This window comes from Pararhizobium gei, assembly GCF_029223885.1.
In the GTDB taxonomy this organism is placed as follows: Bacteria; Pseudomonadota; Alphaproteobacteria; order Rhizobiales; family Rhizobiaceae; genus Pararhizobium; species Pararhizobium gei.
In genome coordinates, this window is sequence record NZ_CP119409.1 from 1893562 (window position 1) to 1911283 (window position 17722).

Here is a 17722-nt window from a genome sequence, read left to right on the forward strand (position 1 = left end):
CGTAATCGGAACGGAAAAGAGCTTTTAGAAAACGACAACCCGAAAAACTCAGAAAATGGTGGGCGATGACGGCCCACCACTTCACTTTTTCGCCGTTGTATTCTTTATCTTTTTCGGTTTCAATCCCTCACCCGGATTAAGGTGAGGGATTTTCATGTTCTCTATCTGATCCGCGACGATACGGCTAGCCTCAATTCCAAGGCGTTTTCTGTCGATGCCCTTCGTGTAGATTTCGGCCGTCGCGATGTTAGACCAGCCGTATTGCGCAAGCAGCTGATGCGTTGCCGCGCCGCCTTCCGCCGCCAGTGTCGCGCTAAGCTTCCGCAGTCCGTGCGCCGATTTCGTCACGCCGGCCTCGGTGCATTTCCCCCTGAACCAGTTCCCGAAACTTTCCTTCGTGAACGGCCGGCCTATGCTGCTTTCGACCAGATGAAGCCCCTTGCGGGGTGTGGCCTCGATAATACCGATGAGATCGTCCGACAGCTCAACCGATATCCTTGCGCCGGTCTTCGCCGTGTCGATCGACAGGACGCGCCCTGCGATGTGCTGGCGCCCGACAACGACGACATCGGATCGCCGGAGACCGGCCAGCAGCATGAGTTCCATCGAAAGTCGCTCTGGCGTTCCGATCGGATGTTTGGCGCGAAACGCCATGACGTCCTCGACCGTCCATGGCGGAAAGCCGTCCGTCTTATATCCGGGCGGAGTAACGCCGACGGTCGGATCAACAGCGACCAGCCGCATTTTCTTTCCCCACCAAAACATTCCGCGCATCGTCTTCAGGAAGTTCCCTGCGGCTGCCGGCGTCTCGTGACGCTTGTCCACGCCCTCCTGAATGACATCCTGGGTAAACGCCGCCAGCGCGTGGCGGGCATTGTTCTTCAACACCTGGGCCATGATGAGCCGCTGTTGCTTTTGCGTTGCCGGACTATAACCGGCCCACTTCGCGCTTTCGGTCGTATAGCGGTCCCACAGCCACTGCAGCGTGCCTTCGTAGACTACTTTGGGCACCTCAACCGGCGAACCGATCAGAGCGGCCCTGTACGCGGCCTTGAACGCTGGATCGTTCGGGTTCGGAAGGCGTAGGCGCTTCCCCTTGCCGACACGGAAATAGAAGACCCACTTGTCATGGCGGGTCTTTTGCTTGTGGACATGAAGGGGGAGCTTTCTCGGCATCCCCGAGTCATCACAGGGTAGGGCGGGAATAGTCAATTCCGGCTTCCTTCTGCGATCCACCGTCCGGGTACGCGATAAACACCGCTTCCCCGAGACGGATTTTGACCCTGCAGCCCGTTTCCTTGGCGACTTCGGCGGCGCGGAGCATGTCCGGCTTGCGGATCAGGGATGGTGCCGTCATCGCGGTTTCTCCCCGATATCCCCGTTATCCACAGGACCGAACGCCTCCGGGTATTTCGCCCGTGCTGCGGTGACATAGGCGTCCACGGCCGCTTCCCCGATGTCGTCAAGGATCACGTCAAGCAGGATCTGCCGACGGTCTCGACGCTTGGCAGAGCTCGCCATTGCAACGGCAGTCGGAAGCCCGACTTGGTGCGCCCGCACGGCCTTCAGAACACGCTTCTTCCATCTCAATGCACTTTGTGCCCGTGTCCGCCAGCCGGCCGGCCTGATCCCCGGCGTTTCTTCGGCGGTCGCGATCTGCGCGCAGATCTTGTCCCGGTCCCTCTCGATGATGATGATAGAGGCTTCGCAGTCCTCGGTCGTAGTCAGGTCGCGGACGCGAATGCCGGGCTCGATCTCGATATCCATGGGATCGATCGCGGCGAGCTGTTCCGCGAAAACGCGGGTGAACTTTTCCTTCGTCATAGCCCGCTCCCTCCCGCGATCTTGCCCATGCAGAACCAGCCGCCGCCCAGCATATCGTCTTCGATATGCATGCAGTCGGCTTCGTCGTTGTTCTGGTCGGTTTCTTCCGGCTCCCGATCGTCGTCTTCGAAGTCGGGATCACCGTCGATCGCGTCGAGGCGGTCGATAGCGGCGTCAATCAGGCATTCGATCTGCCGGCGGGAGAGTGTGTCGAGAATGCGCTTTTCCATCACGCGTCCTCCTCGATTTTCAGCGAAACCGTGAGAAGATGGCCTTCGGTTTCGCTGAAGCCATATCGCGCTCTGCCATCGCCACCCAAGCGGATCTCAACGCAGCGGCCGAACAAGGTGCTGATCGGTAGCGGCAGCTTGTTGCACTCGTCCAGAAGTTCGCGCAGGAGCCTGCTGCATTTTTGCTCCTGAGTTTCCAGATTAATGGTCGCTGCTGCAAAAACTGCCGTTGGCGGCACGGACGCTGCGGCCATGAAACCGAGCGCTGTTCGGCGGGAAATACGCGTCATGACCGCGCCTCCGGCTTCTTCGCTTCGGCAATCTGACGTTCCAGCAGCAGGCCGGCGTCTTCTGCCAACAGCGCTCCCATTTCGAGAACCAGCTTTACGTCTTGGGTGACGCTCTTCCGAATTTCATCGCTCCATTCGTCCACGTCGTTCAAGGCGAGGGCGCAAACGGTAAACAGCGAGGCGAGATTTGCGACCTGATAGGTGCCATCGTCTCTATGGTTTGATCCGGGCCGGCTCATGCTTCACCCCCAGCCGCCGACGCTAGGTTTTCTGCAATTGAGCCGGGGCCGTGGATGATCCGAGCCAGCCCCATAGCGTATCGGTTGACCTCGGCCATAAAGCCGATTTTCAGTCCGGTCGCCGGGTGCCCGTCCATATCAGCCACGATGCAGCCCAGCAGTGTGGCATTGCCGTTTGTGGGGTGCCTGCCGATGTAGGTAAGGAACTCGGTGCCGTACTGGCCGCCGAGCTTGCAGTCCTCGGTGTAACTGCCGGTTGTTTCGACGTTCCAGTAGATCATGCCGCAGCCAACCTTGCGTGGGCACATGAACGACAGATCAAGAGCGGGGTGTGGGGATTTGATCATTATCAGGCCCTCCCTGCGTTTGCGATGCTCTGAAGGGCGGACTTGACATCGTCGTCCTCGATATAAGAACCGCGCCTCTCACGGGCATCAAGAACCCAGGTGGCGAGTGCAACGGCCTCTGCCAGCGTCGTTGGAACAAAGCCGACAATCCGGCGCTCGATCTGCTTCACATCATCCGCGCTGCGGCCGGCAACCTCATCGGCGGCAGTGTAGCCGCATTCGCTTTCGATGCGTTTTACCTCCGCCTGCAGCGCCGCCAGTTCGTCAATCTTGGCCTGCATTCTTGCTTCGCTGCTGGCCGTGTATTTCTCCCTCCATGGAGCGCCGCGCTCGCCGGGGGCCATGCAAAGCTGGCTTTCCAAGTGGCGGCGGAAAACCTTCTCAATCTCTTCCGGTGAATAAGAATACATCGGCTCCCAAATATCGTTGCCGGCATCGTCGCGGCCGGTGAGCAACCGGCTGGTCTGAACGCGAACGCTTGGGCATGCCTCCATTGCTGCTGAACCTTCGATATCGGCCAAGGCGTTCCACGCGGCATCGTCTGCCACGGCAGCGGCTTTGTGGCGCTCCATGAGGTCACGCAAGGCCGTCATACTGCCGTCACCGGCAACGGACGGCGCAACACCGACAACGGCGAAGGGTGGCAGGCTGACGGCGGCTATCAGTCCCAAGGTCTTGCGGCGGGAGATTGGAGGCATGGCTTCGCCAGGGGCAGTGGCGCGCTCATGCCGTAGTCGTTCAATCTGTATTGAGCTTTCGGGCACAGTTGTGCTATTGGACTGCTTGTCCATTTTTGACATCCTCATTGTTGAAGTGGCTTGCAGCGGCGGGGTCCGCCTCAGAAACTTTCCCCGCCTGCTGCTACTCTCCGGCCGAGACCGGCATTTCCTTTTCCAAGCCCAGTTTGACCAGCTTGCGGATTGCTTCTCCGCGAGACCAAACCTTGTGGGCGATGCGGTACCCGTCGATTTCGTCGAGCAAGCTCGTTTCCATCATCAGGGGAACTCGCTCGTCTTTCGGCTCACTTTTCACCGAACTCTCCTTCGCAACAGTTTCGTTATTATGTTGCGTAAGAAAACTTTTAACCATGTTTCTCGATCCGGTCAACGGTTTTCTTGCGTAACTTAATAAGTGTTGTATAAACGCGGATATGGCTAGACCGAAAAAACCCGATGGCGAGAGAAAAGACCAGCGTGTTCCGATAGTTATGTCGGAGACAGAGTTGGCGCTTCTTGATGAATGGAGCTTCAACAACCGTATTCGGTCGCGTGGCGATGCGATACGTCGCTTGTGCCGGATGGCGATTGTCGCAGACGATGACTGGCCGGTCATGTGGCGGCGCATTCTTTCAATAAGCGAGATGGGGGGCCGGGCGATTGATCTGCTGATACAGGAAAATCCTGACCAGTCATGGCTTTTACGAGTAAAGGCCAATCTTCTGGACCTGAAGATGGATGCCTTGGAACTCAATGCGCAACTAACGCAATTGAAAGAAGGCGATACTGCAGAAAAGGCATTCGTTACAGCGCGCTTGGCGAGAGAGCAGTTGCGATCTGAATTACTCGATGAAAATGCGCTGTATGCCATTGAGTTTCCCGATGAAGATGACGAAGCTGAAAGCAAAGACTGACCCATCACACCCTCTCAATCCGCAGGCCAAGTACCTTCAGGCCATGAACGAGATTGTCCGCAACCGATCGGGCCGCGATAGCCACGGCTGACACGGCATAACCGTCCGCGCCGCCGATCCCGTCCCCGATTTTGTCCAGGGCGTGCAGAAGGTCACGGACCTCCTCGGCATCATCGATCGCCGCCTGAAGCTTCATGTCGTGTTCGGCAGCCAGCGCGCCGGCAACAGCGGCATCCAGCTCGGGATCCTCGGCAGAAAAATAATTCTTGTTCATCTCCGCGTCGAGCGCGTCGAGGACATCGCCGGCTGCGGCGTCGGCAAGGGCTACGTCGTCATCGAACGGTGCGGAAATTGTTGCCACACCGGCGTGATTTTGGGCGGCAAAGACGGTATCGTCAGCCGGATATCGGGGAACGAGGCGGGTAGGGGCGGTCATTGGATGCCACCCGCTTGCTGCTTTTCCCATTGAAGATATTCCAAGGCGAGCGGGTCGCCGTTTTTCGCCTTTGCCAGGGCACATTCCCCCAACGTCATGCCTTCCGGCATTCCATCGAACAGAGGCGCCAACCGATCAAGCGCGGCGGCTTCCGCCAAGCCAGCATCTGCGCGACGGCGCAAGCCCTCGATCGCTTCTTCGAAGCAAGCAAAAACATCATTCTCGGTAGCGGCAGGAAACCGCTTCAGAAGGTCGGCCATCACTGCCGGGATGTTACCGGCAAGATCAGGCGGGAAGTCTATGATCGCTTCTACGATCTGGCTTCGAAGGACATCGTTCATCGTCATCTCCTTGGATTTGTTGGGCCTTTGCGGCGGGCCCTGCGCCGTTACTTCGACGTGCGGCCGGCCACGAAGCCGACAGCAACGAGCGCGATGCTCGTCACGAAATCCAGCGCCGCCGCCAGCAGTGTGAACTGCAGAAGGACGAGGACACCGGCGACCGTCGCCAGGACGATCGCTTTGCCGGACTTGGCAAAATCAGACATCGTAGTTCGCCAGATTGAGGCCGAGCTTCGACGCGATCTTGCCGAGGACTTCCTTTTCCTTGGCGTCGATGCCGCCATGGTCGGCCACGTCCAGCGCCGAAAGCAGGACTGTTTCCGCCATGTCGTGATCGGACGCGATCTGCTCGATTTCGGTGTAGAGACCGGAGCGGCCAACACGGCCTCCCTGGGCACGCTTCAGCATGACATCGGCAGTGCGCTCGATTTCGGCGCCCTTGAAGGCCGCAGACAGGTTGGCGTTGGAAGAGATGGCCTTGACGGTCTGATCGACTTCGGCGTCGGAGACATCGCCATCGGCGGCGGCGACCAGTGCGGACGCGGCGCAAACGGCTTCAAGGAAGTCCTTGCGTCCGGAATACTTGTTGAGATTTCCAGACAGTTTTGATTTCAGCGCGGCAAACATTCAAGATCCTCATCGGTTGGGTTTGAACCAGTCGATAAGGCCAGCCCCATCGATCTGATGAGGCGATTGATAGCAACAAGCTATCTTGTAATCAACAATTAAATGTGTGGTTAGATGCCGATCAGCTCAATAAGAGGCACAACTCGGTGCATGGAAACGATGTCATCCCGTTCATATTCAATTGTTTTTGCCGGGTTGAACTGCTCGACAATTATTTTGCTTCCGTTGCGGCGAACCAGGCGCTTTATGTAGCTGTCCGGTGCTGAACCCTCGTCGCGCTGGCGAAGCTGGATGACGACGTAATCACCGATCGCGGGCAGGCGGGACGGGCTCGCATAGATCGGTTCACCATCTTCAAACCGAGGCCACATGCTGGTGCCGGTCACGAACAATCCATAAATGTCGCGCATGTTCGCGGCTCCCGGTGGTCTCCGGAAGTAGTCTATCGTTTGCCCGTTGAAGAAAAAGTTACCGTCGTCGCCGCCGACAGTCTGACCTAAGACTGGCACGTCTTTCGGCAGGTCATTGAAGTGAATGATGGTCGGCTCGACACTTGCTGCTTGTTTCGGAACAGAACTATCGCCATCGAGCAGATAGTCAACTGTCGTATCCAGCGCCCTTGCCAGTTCAGCAATATAGCGCGATTTGTTTGTCTGTCCGCCTTCAAGGTTGTTGATGGCCTGCTGGCTTACGCCGACGCGCCGGGCGAGGTCCATTTGCGACCACCCCATTTCCAAACGTTTTGCTTTCACTCTTGCGCCAAGTGACATCGAATTTTCCTGTCAAGTTGATTCGTGCCTTATCTACAAGTAATTTTGTCGGGTGTCTCAACAAGATTTCGCTTGTTAAAAACAAAATGACTTGTTAGTTAATGGGCATGAAACACGAAGCACTTAACAAGGCCTTAGAGGCCGCTGGCGGTCAAACCGCCCTTGCAGCACTTTTGGAAGTCTCTCAACAGCGCGTTTGGGGGTGGGTTCACAAAAGCAGCAAGGGCCTTCCTGCAGAGTATGTCCTCGCAGTTGAAAAGGCGACGGGGGTCTCTCGTCACGACCTGCGGCCTGACGTCTATCCTCTGGAGATGTCCGCGTGACGGCTCCCGACGCCTGCGAGCCAACATCGTCCGAAATCCAGACGATGCCGCCAGGGTCCGTCCGCCGTGAAATTCCCGCTGACCCTGGCATAATCCGCGCCGCGCAATGGCTAGCCGAGCTTTCCCGCAAGATGCAGTTGAACCGGAGGATCTACGGATGACCGGAACTCCCCGTTCAACCGAATTTGTCGATATCAATGTCGTCGAGATCCATGACCGTCTCCGGGCGGTTAACGACGCAGACGTCAAGCGCGTCGCAGAGTCCATGGCCTCGATAGGCCAACGGACGCCGATTTCCGTGAGATACTATGAGGCGAGGCCGGAAGGGTTCCCGCCTTCCGATATGTCCGACGCCATGGTTCTCTGGACAGGCGCTACCCGTCTGGCGGCTGCGAAGCTTCTTGATTGGGAGAAGATCGAATGCTTCGTCTACGACGGGGGAGAAGACATCGACGCCCGGTTGTGGGAGATCGCTGAGAACCTCCACCGCTCGGAACTGACGGCACTCGAACGTGATGAGCACGTTGCCCTTTGGGTGGTGCTGAACGAGGAACGAATTTCGGCGCAGGTTGCGCCGAAAATGGATAGGGGCCGGCCCGAAGGCGGCATCAATGCGGCCTCCCGAGAACTTGGCATCGAGCGCACCGATGCGCAACGCGCCGTTAAGGTCGCTTCTCTTTCTGACGAGGCAAAGCAGGCGGCGAAGGAGGCTGGCCTTGAAGATAATCGCACTGCGCTCCTCGAAGCCGCAAAACATACCGATGCCGCTGCGCAGGTAAAAGCCTTGCAAGACCGGCAGGCCAAGCAGGCAGAAGACAAAGCACAGCGAGAGATCAACGATGCCCACAGGCAAACTATCAAGGATGCTCTTCCGCAGGCGATCAAGGATCGTGCGGATTATGCCAAAACGACTGCCGTGCCGACATATGACGGTCTGACGGCCGACCAGCGCATAGCCGAATTGGAAGAGCAAGTCCGCGTTCTCGAGGCGGACTACGCCGCGGCCATTGCCGAGATCAAGACGTTCTCTGAAATGCGGGCCGAATACGAGCTTGGTGGTTTCGAAAAAGTCATTGCTGGCAAGGACGAAACCATCCGGGGTTTGCGCACAAGAGTGTCCAGCGAAAGCGAGGAGAAGGCCCGCAACTTCCGCGCCATGGAATACTGGAAAAAGCAGGCGCAGCTTTTGGGGTGGAGGTCCAACCGCGCCGAGTCCGAAACCGGCCCATCCGAGACTGAGCAGTTCAATCAGATCGATGGTGCGGCCGAAGAATGAGCATCATCGAAAGCCAACTGCAGCTTTATGATTTTCAGGTCGATGCCGTCGAAAAGCTTCGCGGCTCGTTTGCCTCCGGTATGCGCAAGGTCATTCTTGCAGCGCCGACCGGCTTCGGAAAGACGGAAGTCGGCATTGACATCATCACGCGAAATCAACTGAAGGGTTCGTCGGCCTGGTTCATTGTCGATCGCGTGACGCTGGTCGGACAGACGAGCGACCGCTTTCATTCCTACGGCATCCGGCATGGCGTCATTCAGGGCAAACACGATCTGACCGACTATAACCGGCCGGTGCAGATCGTCAGCGCTCAAACGCTGGCCCGACGGACGATGATCGACCTGCCGGACCTGATCATCGTTGACGAGGCGCATTGCCGTTATCAGTCCGTCATCGACCTGATCGCAGAGGCTTCCCATTCCCGCGTCATTGGACTGACGGCCACACCGTTTTCGGCGGGCATGGCGGAGGACTGGGATGGTGTCGTCAACGGCACGACTGTCAACGAGCTGCTGCGGCGTGGCTATCTGACGCCCCTCAAGATCAAAGCTTGCGTCACGCCGGACATGAGGAACGCCAAAAAGAAATTCGACGGCGAATATGACGAGGAAGACGCGGGCCAGCGCGGCATCATCATTGTTGGCGATGTCGTCGCGACATGGATTGAGCAAACGGCAAAATTCTTTGGCGGGCCGGTCAAGACCATCGTGTTTTCACCGTCGGTCAAGCATGGTGAGGAGCTTTGCCGCCAGTTCGCGGAGGCGGGCTTCAATTTCCAGCAGATCAGCTATCTGGATAAATCCGACGCCGACCGCGACGCAAAAATCCGAGAGTTTCGCAAACCGGACAGCGTGATAGACGGCCTGGTATCCTGCGCGATCCTCACCAAAGGTTTTGACGTCAAGGACGTTCTCTGCGGCGTTTCCTGCCGGCCCTACGCGAAATCCTTCAGTTCACACATTCAGGAACTGGGCCGCGTAATGCGCGTGGCGCCAGGGAAAGAGTTCGGCTTGTGGCTCGATCACTCCGGCAATTGCGTTTCCTTCGCGGATGATACCGCATGGCTGTACGAATATGGCGTCGAAAGCCTGTCTGCTGCGCAGCGCAAGGACAGCGAAGCGCGGGAACCGACCGAAAAGAAAAAGCAGGAATATTTCTGCGGCCAATGCGGACTTCAGATTGCCCCCGCTGCAATGGCCTGTGTCGCATGTGGATGGCAGCGCCCGGCCTATGGCGCAATCGAGGTTGTCGAGGGCAGCCTTATCGATGTCGATCTTTCCGCCAAGGTTTCATTCAAACCGCGTTCGGGCCTTCGCGCCGCGTGTCTCGGTGACCCGAAGGCCGTCTGGAACGCCTCGCTCGCCTACTGCATGTCGAATACCCGCAAGGGTGAGGATGTGGCCCGGAAGTGGGCGCTGGGAGTCTGGCGCGGCATCTATCCCGACAGCAGACTTCCCACAGGCCTCTACGATGTGCAGTGCCGCCCGAATGATGTCGAACCGAACGCATGGAGCCTGATCGAGCGTGAAGTTCAACGCTTCCGCAAGAATTCCGCGAGGAAGGCAGCATGACGGAAGAGGAGGCAATCAGCAAGGCATGCGCGGATGTAGGTATCATCGCCCCAAAGGGCCGCGCCGCCGGCCGCTGGCTGAAGACGGATACCTTGTCCGGCCGCAATGGCAAGGGCGATGGCCGCGTTATGATCAACGACGCCTGTGTGACCGGCTTCAATTGGCAAACAGGCGAGACGGTCACCGTATGGCTTCAGGATCAGAAATCGCCGGTCGTTCGCCGGCAGATGCGCGAACAGATCGCCAAGCATGGTGCCGAGCAGAAAAAGCGGGCGGATCGGGCCGCGAAAATCGCAGGAGCGCTTGTCGCTGTCGCCGTCCAGCAGACGCATTCCTATCTCGAAGGAAAAGGTTTCCCTGACGAGAAAGTGCTCGTCGTCGGTGCCGACGCTGTAGCGGAGATTGCCGGGCGATATCTGGTCCCCGACGGCGGCAAGAGCGCCATTGTCGTGCCCGCGCGTGTCGGCACCGATATTCGCAACGCGCAACTCATCTGGGAATGCGGCGAAAAGAAATTCCTTTACGGCGGCCAAATGGAGGGCGCCAGCCACCGGATTTCCACCGGGCGTGACTGTTGGCACTGCGAGGGGCTTTCAACCGGCCTTTCTCTTCGCGCCGCCTTCCAAGCCCTCAGGGCGAACGTAACGATCCTGTGCTGCTTCTCTGCAAGCAATGTCGAGGCCGTCACCCGCTTTCCATCCGGGCGGCCATTCATAGCCACCGACAACGACAAGCCGCTTCCGCAATACGACGGAATGGGTGCGGGCGAATACTTCGCCAAGCGCAGCGGTGTCCCCTTCCTGATGCCGCCACAGATTGGCGACGACTTCAATGACCTCCATCAGCGCGAGGGCGTCTTTGTCGTCCAGCGCCTGATCTGCGATTTCCTGAAAGGCATTCGAACATGATCGAGCGTGACGGCTTCTTTTCCATACCGTTGCTGCCGGCAGAAATGCGCGAGCAGAAGCAGCGACTTCCTGAAGACAAAAGCGAGTGGCCGAAGAGGTTTCTGGAGGAATACCGGCGATTGCACGCTGCGTTCACCGCCGGGAAGGGCACCTTCGTTGCGTGGGCTAGAAAGGACAGAGACCCGCGGATGACGCGGACGGCCAAGCTGGTTCTTGCCTATCTCGTGGACTGCTTGAATTTCAATACCGGGCGCTGTGATCCGTCGCAACGAACGATCGCAGACGAAATCGGTGTGAGCGTCCGAACAGTCGAGCGTGCCATCAAGCAGGTCATGGAAGCCGGCTGGATGGACGTATCGAGACGGGGAAAGACTGTCACGAATTTCTATCGGTTTCGGGTTCCGAAGGCCAAGATCGATGCCCTTATTGGGGCCGCTGACGTCCTCCGGCAGTTGCGGATCGAGGCGCGAAACACCCGTCTCTCCCTCAATAGTGACCCGTCACCAATGTCGGATCACCCGGCAAGTGACCCGACACCAGTGACGGCTCATGATCCGACATCCATGACGGTTCGTGACCCGACACCAGTGACGGGTAAACCTATGAAGAGAACCTTTGAAGATGAACCTCTGAACGAGAAGGTAACATCCGTAGAAAAGGTAATGGAGGATACAGGGGGTGACCCCTTCCTTCCTTACGACCGGCATGTCTCTCCGAATGAGGGGCGCTTCTTCCTGACTGAGCTTGGTGTTGCCCGTTCCGACATGGACGACTGCCTGCGTCGGCTTCTCGGCGGCAATCTCACTCCCTACGACATCGAAATGACGCGGCAGAAGCGAGGTGCGGCATGAACCAGCTTGATCTTTTCGAGTGGGCAGACAATCGGCCGACGGCCAAGGTCATCGACATCATGCCAGCACTTATCAGCAAGATCGCCCGCGAGCCTTATCCGGTGCCGCCGAAGAACGGCGACGTCGTACCGCTGAAAAGGAGTGCGTCATGACAGAACCGACATTCACGACCCCATGGGACAACGATCCGCTGATGCTTCCGGCTTTCGTCGGCTGCGTCTCCTGGGCGCTCGGCAACGATGAGATCGTGGCCCGCTACAAGATGGAAACAGGCGACACGCTGTTCGGCATTCCCGGCGCTGGAGAGCCTGCACACTTCGTCCAGCGGTTTTCCGATTGGGTTGCCGAGAACATCTTCGGCACGCCCGACGATGTCTACAGCGATGGCAAGAAGGGGGCGGTTCATTGAATGCTCCCGTAAATCACGCAATGCAGCCGATCTTCAAGCCGCGTCAGGATTTTGGACCAACCGCAGATTTTGTGGCTGGCTGGCATAATTGGACACAGGAGACCGGAAGGCCTGAAGACTATCCTGGGGTGACGAAGACCCGAGCCACCGACAGCACCGGCCTGCGGCTCCTGTCCGAGAAGATCAGGGTCCCTGTCGCAAGGCGTGCTGGTGGAGAACGGGTGCCTTGCCCGATTTGCTCGCCGAATAGGCCAAAGTTCGTCATCGGACTGATGGCATACTTCCCGGCTGACAGCGGGGTCCGTTTCATTGGCCATGATTGTGCGGACACGCATTTCACCGACGATTTCAGGCAGGCTGAAGTCCGCTTCCGTGCCGAGGTGCAGGCTGTCGAGATACAGGCTCTCTGGACTGAGCTTGCACCTCGGGGCGTAGAGATGGCGTCGAAGGCGGTCGGCTTGATGACGGTCACGCGACCGCTGCAAATGTGCCGTGACGCATTCGGCTATCACATCACCGACTTCGCGCAATTCCTTTACCGGAACCGGCCCGGCTCGATATCAAAACAAGATGAGAAGACACGCAAGGCGGTCTATAGCGTCGCCGGCCTGAGCTTCCTTTCCGATACGTTCCGGCCTCACGACAAGCTGCGGGAGATCGCATCGGGCATCAGGGAGCTGCACAGGCCGCTTCCCGACTGGAACAGTGACAGCGGCACGAGCGCGGCCTTGAAAGAGATCGGCCAGCGAGGACAGAAGCTTCAAGCGGCAATCAAGGCGCTGCCCAAGCTCGTCAGCGAGATCGGGGATGCGCGGCAATTCCTCACGCGCGAAAGCTTTCGTCGGATCGATCGCTGGCATCGCGGCGGATCCTCTCCCTTCGCGTCTCTTTTGATGGAATTGGAAGGCGGCTTCGTATCGGTTCAGGCCACCAGTTTCGAGCGCACCTATTCAATTCGTGCGGAAGTTTCCGCCGATATTTTCAAGGCGCTGCCGACACTGGCAGAGGTCACCTTCCGGACGAGCAAGGGCAATAAATGATGAGCGAGAAAATCACCACCTTGAGAACCAAGGAAGGCTATGTCGTCGTTGCTCCCGATCCGCACTCCGGCTGGAAGATCGACGGCAACGAGCTACGCACTGATCTGTCTCTGGCAAATGTGCGAGCGGCAGCCATCCCGAATGCCTGCGTCCTCACTGCTGCGGAACTGGAGCAACTTGTCGAGTGCGAGGGTAGCAAGGACCAGCGCCGAAAGGTCATGTTCGTTGACTGGCAAGGTTTGCTTCCGCGTGTTCGGGGAGGAGGCTGGTATGCGATCCGCGTTCAACCTGGCTTTCAGCGGATGGCGGCGCCGATAGCCGGCGCTCCTGAATATCGTCTAGGTGAGACCATCATCGAACGGCATCTTCGAGAAGCGGGGCTGGATGTCTACATGCCGGCCTTCTGGGTCGAGGTTAGAGTTCGCCGGAAGAAGCGTTTCCGCACGCGGCGTCTGCCTCTGCTGGTCGGTTATGCTTTCGTCCGACACGATCCGGGCAGGGGCTTCGAGGTGATCCGGGAAGTCGATGGCGTCAACAGCATCGTCTCGCTCCGCGACCGGTTCACGCCGTCGGCGTTCCGCGAGGAGGACATCGGGAACATCATGCTCGACATGTTCCGGCACCGCCTGTCACACGAATATAATCGCATCCACCGCATCGAGGAGGCGAAGGAGAAGCAGACTGCCCGGCTGATGACGAACCTCGGCCGCGCTGTAAAAGGCCGCAACCGGACGTCATCGCTCAAGGAGCACGCTGCTGCCTGTATGGAGAGCATGCCGACGACCGCTCGACAGCATGTTCAGGGGATAATAGACCATCTCGACGCGCTGCAAGATGATGAGGCGCTTGATGAATTTCGCGAACCGGTCTATATCTCACGGTGAAGGACGGCTGTTTGCGCCCCTCACGCTTCGCGCTGAGCTTTGGTGCCGGTCCCATGCCGATAAATTGCAATCGGCGCGATGGGGAAGTTGCATCCTTTTTTGTCAATCGTTCTCGATGCTCGTCCCCATTGGCCAAGGCACCCATCTATCGTCGGATGGGTTCAAAGTTGGCCAAACGACTCCACTGTCATCACTTTCCGCGATCTTTGGATTAGGGCCGACGATTACCTTTGTTGTGAGGACGCCTTGAGGGAGGACTGCCGTGAGCATCTGGAGCACCCTGAGAGGTCCAGTGCGCAGGGTTGGGAAGTCGACATATTGGTCCGGTACGATCCCTGAAACGTCAGGTAGATCAAGGGCTGCAAATGGCCGTGTTTGTCCGCTTTTGTAAAACTCGACTTTGTACATATGGATACCTCCTCTAGTTGCGTTCAGTATACACCTAGTGACAGTGGACGCGGCCTGTACTGCTGTCTTTATGGCAGCACTGCCCCGGCGGCGAACTCTTCCGGCAGCCGCCGCCATGGGCGCTGGCATAGGTAGACGACGCGGCAAGTAACGCCGCAATTGCGATAAATCTGATGATCATTTCCCCCTCCGTTCCCCGCAAAGATTGAAACACGGCGCAGGTTGAGAGTCGAATCATTTTCAACCATTGGGTCGGCTCGAAGTGATGCGATTAACAAATCAGGACAGCGGCGCTGAAGGAAGCGCAGGGGATCACCGCAGCTTGATTGAACGTGACGCGGCGATGCCAGATGCGTTCGCCCGCTGCCAGCCGGTATCAAGCCCGGCCCGTTCTGACTGAGTTGTTCGGAAAACCCGAATAACTGCCCTGCGGTCTTCCGTAGGCGATCACCATCAAAGCCTTGCTTCACAAGGTGTCAACCACTTCTAAGCGACCATTTGGCGATCACCTATTCCACCCCTTCACCGTAACCCGGTAGGCGGGTTTTTGCATTGGAGAGAGCGATGAAGTCGCAGTTCAATCAGAAGGTCCAGAAGCTTCGCGAACTCGAAGGCGGCTTCTGCAACCCGCTCAAGAACAAGTTTGCGGAGGAAACCCGCCAGGAACTTCATGAGGATCTGGAGCGCCGCGGCTTCGATAAGAACGACATCGCTGAAGCGGAACGGGACTGGTGATGTTCGAGCGCCTTCTCAAGATAGCCGTCGACACGGTTACGCTCCCTGTTTCCGTGGCGGCTGATGCTGTCACGCTTGGCGGCTCTCTCGTTGACCGAGATGAGCCGTATACCGTCAGCAAGGTTCGCCGCATCGGGTCAGAGGCCGGCAAGGCAATCGACAAGCTGGCCGAGTGAAACCGGATCAATAGCCCGGTTTTCTGGCCACTTCGTCATATTCCAAGGCATCCTTCAGGGTTTGTGATATATTTTCAGGTAGTTTGTAAACGTCGCGTCGGGTTGCTGCGAGTTGCACCATCGCCCATTTGGCCGCAGCAACGTGAGCGGGCCGACACTTTGAGCGGCCCGCCTCGATGTCTTCATAGGTTCGAATAGGGACACCCATTGCGGCCGCCATTTCCGCCTGTGTTACACCCATTTGATTGCGTGCTATTTTCAAGTCGAACATTGAATTATCGCCTTTCCCTTGCTATTCTTCGGGAACCGGAGAGGTAGCAGCCTCTCCGGCCCCCAGTTTACCGGCTTATGGTGATTGTGAGTCGCCACTTGCCGAACCGGACTTGGAAGCTGAGCTTTAGGCTCATGGTAGGCTCCTTTCGTCCGCCGAAGCTTGATCGCTTCGACATGCTTGTTATCCCACGGTTTTCGTGGTATTGCAAGCGATAACCACGGTTTTCGTGGGATTGTTTTAAGCCGTCCGGTTTATTTCCGGGCGGCTTTTTCTATGGGGTAAGCGATGAAACCGGAACTCTGGATTGACGTCACCAAGCCTGTAAGCCGCGCGCCTTATCCGGGAGAGCATACCGGCGTAGGCTTTGATGAGGCCGTAAACAGGATCAGTGCTTTGGTGATGGTGGCGGATCAGACAGGTGATAGCAGGCACCTCGTCTCGCACCTTCGACAGTTGGTCCCATGCCTCGCCTTGGGACGAGCTTACAGCCCAGTGAGGGCTACCTGCGCCCTGATAAAGGGCGGTTATACCCCGACCGCCGACAAAGGTGGTCAGCCGCCGCCACCCTCTACGGGCTCTGGTGGACATCGACCGAAACAATAGGGCGCTGCCATCGTCTGCACGAGCCAATTTTCGCTGACTCCATGATTGACGCGCTGTTCGCTCGTCTTACGCAACCGAGGTTCTCCATGATCGGCATGCATCTACACCACCCGCTGTCTGGCATTTCCGGCGTCATCGACGCTGAGTCCGTTCAACCCGACGCCATCGCTCTCGTCCGGATCAATGACCATTGGTTCGAGGCGCGGGAGCTGGTGAAGGCCCCAACCGCAGCAACCGAACGCGCAACGAAAACCTAATAGGAGTTTCAGCATGTCGAATAACATGAGCTTCACCCGTGGCCCGTGGCAGCCAACGAAACACACGGCCATAGTCCCGAACAACTCGACCAACCTGCCGACCGTGCCGAAAGCAATCTATTGCCAGGCTGCCGGCAACATCGTCGTCCGCGACAAGTCGGGCACCGACCTGACCTATGCCATGACCACCGGGCAGGTGCTTCACGTCCGCGCCGTCCGCGTTTTGGCAACTGGAACGACCGGCACCTATTACGCTTGGAACTGAGAAAGCGGCATCGTCCGGAATATCGGGCGCTCTACAAGCTTCCCCAGTGGGAGCCTCTTCGGCAGATCGTCTTCCTTCGCGACAACTACACATGCCAGTGGCCGGGATGCGGTCGCCTCCTGATCGGCAAGCGCAACGAGCCGAATAGCCCAGTCGCTCACCACAGGCAGGATCACAAGGGCGATCTGGCCCTGTTCCTCGATCCACTCAACGTCATGGCGGTTTGCAAGGAGTGCCACGACACGGGCGCGCAGCGGGCCGCGCACCGTGGCTACGTCTCCGGCCATGGTGAAGACGGCAGGCCGCTTGATCCCGACCATCCTTGGAACCGCAGGTGACACATGGAAGAACTCGCAATCGCTTACTGGAAGAGCTTGAAGGACCAGCCCAAGGCCCAGCTGTACGCCAAGGCCATCGCGGCCAAGGTCAAGGGCGATGATCCGGGCATCGAACATCACGAACTGATGAACGCCATCGATAGCGGCGCATCGTTCGCCAGGGCGCAAGGGATCAAGCCCGGGAAGGTGAAAGTCTGATGGCAAAACTCACACCTAAGACATCGAAGCTCGTATTCCGCCAGAACCAGAGCGGGCGCATCCGGGTATATCACGATGGCGTGCTGGTGGCCGGCGTCACGGATGTAACGATCAATCAGGGCCAGTACGGCGACAGGGCAAGGGCGACCATCGAACTTGCAGGTGTAGGCTTCCGTCTCGAGCAGGTGGAAGAGGAAGCCATCTTAGGTGAGAACATCATGGATTGTGAAAACCCATGACGCGAGATGCGGGCGAGATCGCGATCGACGGCAACGAATTGCTGAGAACCTTACGCATCGGCGTCAAGATGCCTCGCATGTTCGGTCCTCGTATGACTTTTGCAACATGGCTGTTAACGTTAGCGGGATGGGTGAGTGGCACCAACGTCGTGGTTGAGGTGGACGATGAAAGCGAGGGTGAGAAGCCAGTGCGCTTTCCTCCACCGGATTGGGATTGTCGCCTCAACTGAGGC

General features: G+C 58.0%; 33 protein-coding genes. 18 read left to right on the forward strand and 15 right to left on the reverse strand.

The window, feature by feature from the left end; all coding sequences use genetic code 11:
• Window positions 1-81: 81 nt before the first annotated feature.
• The 9 genes from PY308_RS09165 to PY308_RS09205 form a co-directional block, all read right to left on the reverse strand.
• Window positions 82-1176: a tyrosine-type recombinase/integrase gene (locus PY308_RS09165; RefSeq protein ID WP_275790455.1), complete on the reverse strand. Its 1095-nt coding sequence runs from the start codon at window positions 1174-1176 to the stop codon at window positions 82-84.
• Between the two features lie 10 nt (window positions 1177-1186).
• Window positions 1187-1357, reverse strand: coding sequence for a hypothetical protein (locus PY308_RS09170; protein WP_275790457.1), 171 nt, complete (start codon window positions 1355-1357; stop codon window positions 1187-1189).
• On the reverse strand, window positions 1354-1824 hold the full coding sequence (locus tag PY308_RS09175) for a hypothetical protein (RefSeq protein WP_275790461.1): 471 nt from the start codon (window positions 1822-1824) through the stop codon (window positions 1354-1356). The genes PY308_RS09170 and PY308_RS09175 overlap by 4 nt, the downstream gene beginning before the upstream one ends.
• Window positions 1821-2054 (reverse strand): hypothetical protein, encoded by a 234-nt coding sequence (locus PY308_RS09180; protein WP_275790463.1) that lies wholly within the window; start codon window positions 2052-2054, stop codon window positions 1821-1823. The genes PY308_RS09175 and PY308_RS09180 overlap by 4 nt, the downstream gene beginning before the upstream one ends.
• Window positions 2054-2344: a hypothetical protein gene (locus PY308_RS09185; protein WP_275790464.1), complete on the reverse strand. Its 291-nt coding sequence runs from the start codon at window positions 2342-2344 to the stop codon at window positions 2054-2056. Before PY308_RS09185 ends, PY308_RS09180 begins: the two co-directional genes overlap by 1 nt.
• The gene (locus PY308_RS09190; protein WP_275790467.1) at window positions 2341-2583 is read right to left on the reverse strand and encodes a hypothetical protein; all 243 of its coding nucleotides are present in this window, start codon (window positions 2581-2583) and stop codon (window positions 2341-2343) included. The genes PY308_RS09185 and PY308_RS09190 overlap by 4 nt, the downstream gene beginning before the upstream one ends.
• Entirely contained in the window at window positions 2580-2930 is a 351-nt protein-coding gene (locus PY308_RS09195; protein WP_275790469.1) for a hypothetical protein, read from the reverse strand. The genes PY308_RS09190 and PY308_RS09195 overlap by 4 nt, the downstream gene beginning before the upstream one ends.
• Before the next feature lie 2 nt (window positions 2931-2932).
• On the reverse strand, window positions 2933-3628 hold the full coding sequence (locus PY308_RS09200; RefSeq protein ID WP_275790471.1) for a hypothetical protein: 696 nt from the start codon (window positions 3626-3628) through the stop codon (window positions 2933-2935).
• A gap of 163 nt (window positions 3629-3791) precedes the next feature.
• Window positions 3792-4019 (reverse strand): hypothetical protein, encoded by a 228-nt coding sequence (locus tag PY308_RS09205; protein ID WP_275790474.1) that lies wholly within the window; start codon window positions 4017-4019, stop codon window positions 3792-3794.
• Between the two features lie 133 nt (window positions 4020-4152).
• Here PY308_RS09205 and PY308_RS09210 point away from each other — a divergent pair, with 133 nt between their 5' ends.
• Window positions 4153-4560 (forward strand): hypothetical protein, encoded by a 408-nt coding sequence (locus PY308_RS09210; RefSeq protein ID WP_275790475.1) that lies wholly within the window; start codon window positions 4153-4155, stop codon window positions 4558-4560.
• A 4-nt stretch (window positions 4561-4564) separates the two neighbouring features.
• Here PY308_RS09210 and PY308_RS09215 read toward each other — a convergent pair whose 3' ends face one another.
• The 5 genes from PY308_RS09215 to PY308_RS09235 all read right to left on the reverse strand — a co-directional run bounded on the left by PY308_RS09215 (window position 4565) and on the right by PY308_RS09235 (window position 6734).
• Window positions 4565-4996: a hypothetical protein gene (locus PY308_RS09215; RefSeq protein ID WP_275790478.1), complete on the reverse strand. Its 432-nt coding sequence runs from the start codon at window positions 4994-4996 to the stop codon at window positions 4565-4567.
• Window positions 4993-5337: a hypothetical protein gene (locus PY308_RS09220; protein ID WP_275790482.1), complete on the reverse strand. Its 345-nt coding sequence runs from the start codon at window positions 5335-5337 to the stop codon at window positions 4993-4995. Before PY308_RS09220 ends, PY308_RS09215 begins: the two co-directional genes overlap by 4 nt.
• Before the next feature lie 47 nt (window positions 5338-5384).
• Window positions 5385-5543, reverse strand: coding sequence for a hypothetical protein (locus PY308_RS09225; protein WP_275790485.1), 159 nt, complete (start codon window positions 5541-5543; stop codon window positions 5385-5387).
• Window positions 5536-5964 carry a TerB family tellurite resistance protein gene (locus PY308_RS09230; RefSeq protein WP_275790487.1) on the reverse strand — a complete coding sequence of 143 codons (429 nt, stop codon included), beginning with the start codon at window positions 5962-5964 and terminating at the stop codon, window positions 5536-5538. Before PY308_RS09230 ends, PY308_RS09225 begins: the two co-directional genes overlap by 8 nt.
• A gap of 110 nt (window positions 5965-6074) precedes the next feature.
• Window positions 6075-6734 (reverse strand): XRE family transcriptional regulator, encoded by a 660-nt coding sequence (locus tag PY308_RS09235; protein WP_275790490.1) that lies wholly within the window; start codon window positions 6732-6734, stop codon window positions 6075-6077.
• Between the two features lie 107 nt (window positions 6735-6841).
• Between PY308_RS09235 and PY308_RS09240 the strand changes: the two genes are divergently transcribed.
• The 11 genes from PY308_RS09240 to PY308_RS09290 all read left to right on the forward strand — a co-directional run bounded on the left by PY308_RS09240 (window position 6842) and on the right by PY308_RS09290 (window position 15315).
• A complete protein-coding gene (locus PY308_RS09240; protein WP_275790493.1) occupies window positions 6842-7057 on the forward strand; it encodes a helix-turn-helix domain-containing protein in 216 nt (71 codons plus the stop codon).
• A gap of 157 nt (window positions 7058-7214) precedes the next feature.
• Window positions 7215-8333 carry a ParB/RepB/Spo0J family partition protein gene (locus tag PY308_RS09245; RefSeq protein ID WP_275790498.1) on the forward strand — a complete coding sequence of 373 codons (1119 nt, stop codon included), beginning with the start codon at window positions 7215-7217 and terminating at the stop codon, window positions 8331-8333.
• Window positions 8330-9904 carry a DEAD/DEAH box helicase gene (locus tag PY308_RS09250; RefSeq protein WP_275790500.1) on the forward strand — a complete coding sequence of 525 codons (1575 nt, stop codon included), beginning with the start codon at window positions 8330-8332 and terminating at the stop codon, window positions 9902-9904. The genes PY308_RS09245 and PY308_RS09250 overlap by 4 nt, the downstream gene beginning before the upstream one ends.
• On the forward strand, window positions 9901-10812 hold the full coding sequence (locus PY308_RS09255) for a toprim domain-containing protein (RefSeq protein ID WP_275790503.1): 912 nt from the start codon (window positions 9901-9903) through the stop codon (window positions 10810-10812). The genes PY308_RS09250 and PY308_RS09255 overlap by 4 nt, the downstream gene beginning before the upstream one ends.
• Window positions 10809-11663 carry a helix-turn-helix domain-containing protein gene (locus PY308_RS09260; RefSeq protein WP_275790506.1) on the forward strand — a complete coding sequence of 285 codons (855 nt, stop codon included), beginning with the start codon at window positions 10809-10811 and terminating at the stop codon, window positions 11661-11663. Before PY308_RS09255 ends, PY308_RS09260 begins: the two co-directional genes overlap by 4 nt.
• Complete coding sequence (locus PY308_RS09265; RefSeq protein WP_275790507.1) at window positions 11660-11815, forward strand: hypothetical protein; 156 nt, start codon at window positions 11660-11662, stop codon at window positions 11813-11815. Before PY308_RS09260 ends, PY308_RS09265 begins: the two co-directional genes overlap by 4 nt.
• Entirely contained in the window at window positions 11812-12072 is a 261-nt protein-coding gene (locus PY308_RS09270) for a hypothetical protein (RefSeq protein WP_275790510.1), read from the forward strand. Before PY308_RS09265 ends, PY308_RS09270 begins: the two co-directional genes overlap by 4 nt.
• 128 nt (window positions 12073-12200) lie before the next feature.
• Window positions 12201-13112, forward strand: coding sequence for a hypothetical protein (locus tag PY308_RS09275; RefSeq protein ID WP_275790512.1), 912 nt, complete (start codon window positions 12201-12203; stop codon window positions 13110-13112).
• Window positions 13112-13996 (forward strand): transcription termination/antitermination NusG family protein, encoded by an 885-nt coding sequence (locus PY308_RS09280; protein WP_275790515.1) that lies wholly within the window; start codon window positions 13112-13114, stop codon window positions 13994-13996. The genes PY308_RS09275 and PY308_RS09280 overlap by 1 nt, the downstream gene beginning before the upstream one ends.
• A gap of 972 nt (window positions 13997-14968) precedes the next feature.
• Window positions 14969-15139: a hypothetical protein gene (locus PY308_RS09285; RefSeq protein WP_275790518.1), complete on the forward strand. Its 171-nt coding sequence runs from the start codon at window positions 14969-14971 to the stop codon at window positions 15137-15139.
• Window positions 15139-15315, forward strand: a complete 177-nt coding sequence (locus PY308_RS09290; RefSeq protein WP_275790521.1) for a hypothetical protein — start codon at window positions 15139-15141, stop codon at window positions 15313-15315. The genes PY308_RS09285 and PY308_RS09290 overlap by 1 nt, the downstream gene beginning before the upstream one ends.
• 7 nt (window positions 15316-15322) lie before the next feature.
• On the opposite strand, the gene PY308_RS09295 is transcribed toward PY308_RS09290, so the two are convergent.
• Window positions 15323-15586: a helix-turn-helix domain-containing protein gene (locus tag PY308_RS09295; protein WP_275790523.1), complete on the reverse strand. Its 264-nt coding sequence runs from the start codon at window positions 15584-15586 to the stop codon at window positions 15323-15325.
• Window positions 15587-16278: 692 nt separating this feature from the next.
• On the opposite strand from PY308_RS09295, the gene PY308_RS09300 reads away from it, so the two are divergent.
• Genes PY308_RS09300 through PY308_RS09325 form a run of 6 tightly spaced genes read left to right on the forward strand, consistent with a single transcriptional unit; the run spans window position 16279 to window position 17719 of the window.
• On the forward strand, window positions 16279-16449 hold the full coding sequence (locus PY308_RS09300; protein ID WP_275790526.1) for a hypothetical protein: 171 nt from the start codon (window positions 16279-16281) through the stop codon (window positions 16447-16449).
• A gap of 13 nt (window positions 16450-16462) precedes the next feature.
• Window positions 16463-16714, forward strand: coding sequence for a spike base protein, RCAP_Rcc01079 family (locus PY308_RS09305; RefSeq protein ID WP_275790528.1), 252 nt, complete (start codon window positions 16463-16465; stop codon window positions 16712-16714).
• The gene (locus PY308_RS09310; RefSeq protein ID WP_275790530.1) at window positions 16705-17052 is read left to right on the forward strand and encodes an HNH endonuclease; all 348 of its coding nucleotides are present in this window, start codon (window positions 16705-16707) and stop codon (window positions 17050-17052) included. The genes PY308_RS09305 and PY308_RS09310 overlap by 10 nt, the downstream gene beginning before the upstream one ends.
• A gap of 3 nt (window positions 17053-17055) precedes the next feature.
• Window positions 17056-17250, forward strand: a complete 195-nt coding sequence (locus PY308_RS09315) for a hypothetical protein (protein ID WP_275790533.1) — start codon at window positions 17056-17058, stop codon at window positions 17248-17250.
• Complete coding sequence (locus tag PY308_RS09320) at window positions 17250-17489, forward strand: hypothetical protein (RefSeq protein WP_275790535.1); 240 nt, start codon at window positions 17250-17252, stop codon at window positions 17487-17489. Before PY308_RS09315 ends, PY308_RS09320 begins: the two co-directional genes overlap by 1 nt.
• Entirely contained in the window at window positions 17486-17719 is a 234-nt protein-coding gene (locus PY308_RS09325; protein WP_275790537.1) for a hypothetical protein, read from the forward strand. Before PY308_RS09320 ends, PY308_RS09325 begins: the two co-directional genes overlap by 4 nt.
• Window positions 17720-17722: the final 3 nt, after the last annotated feature.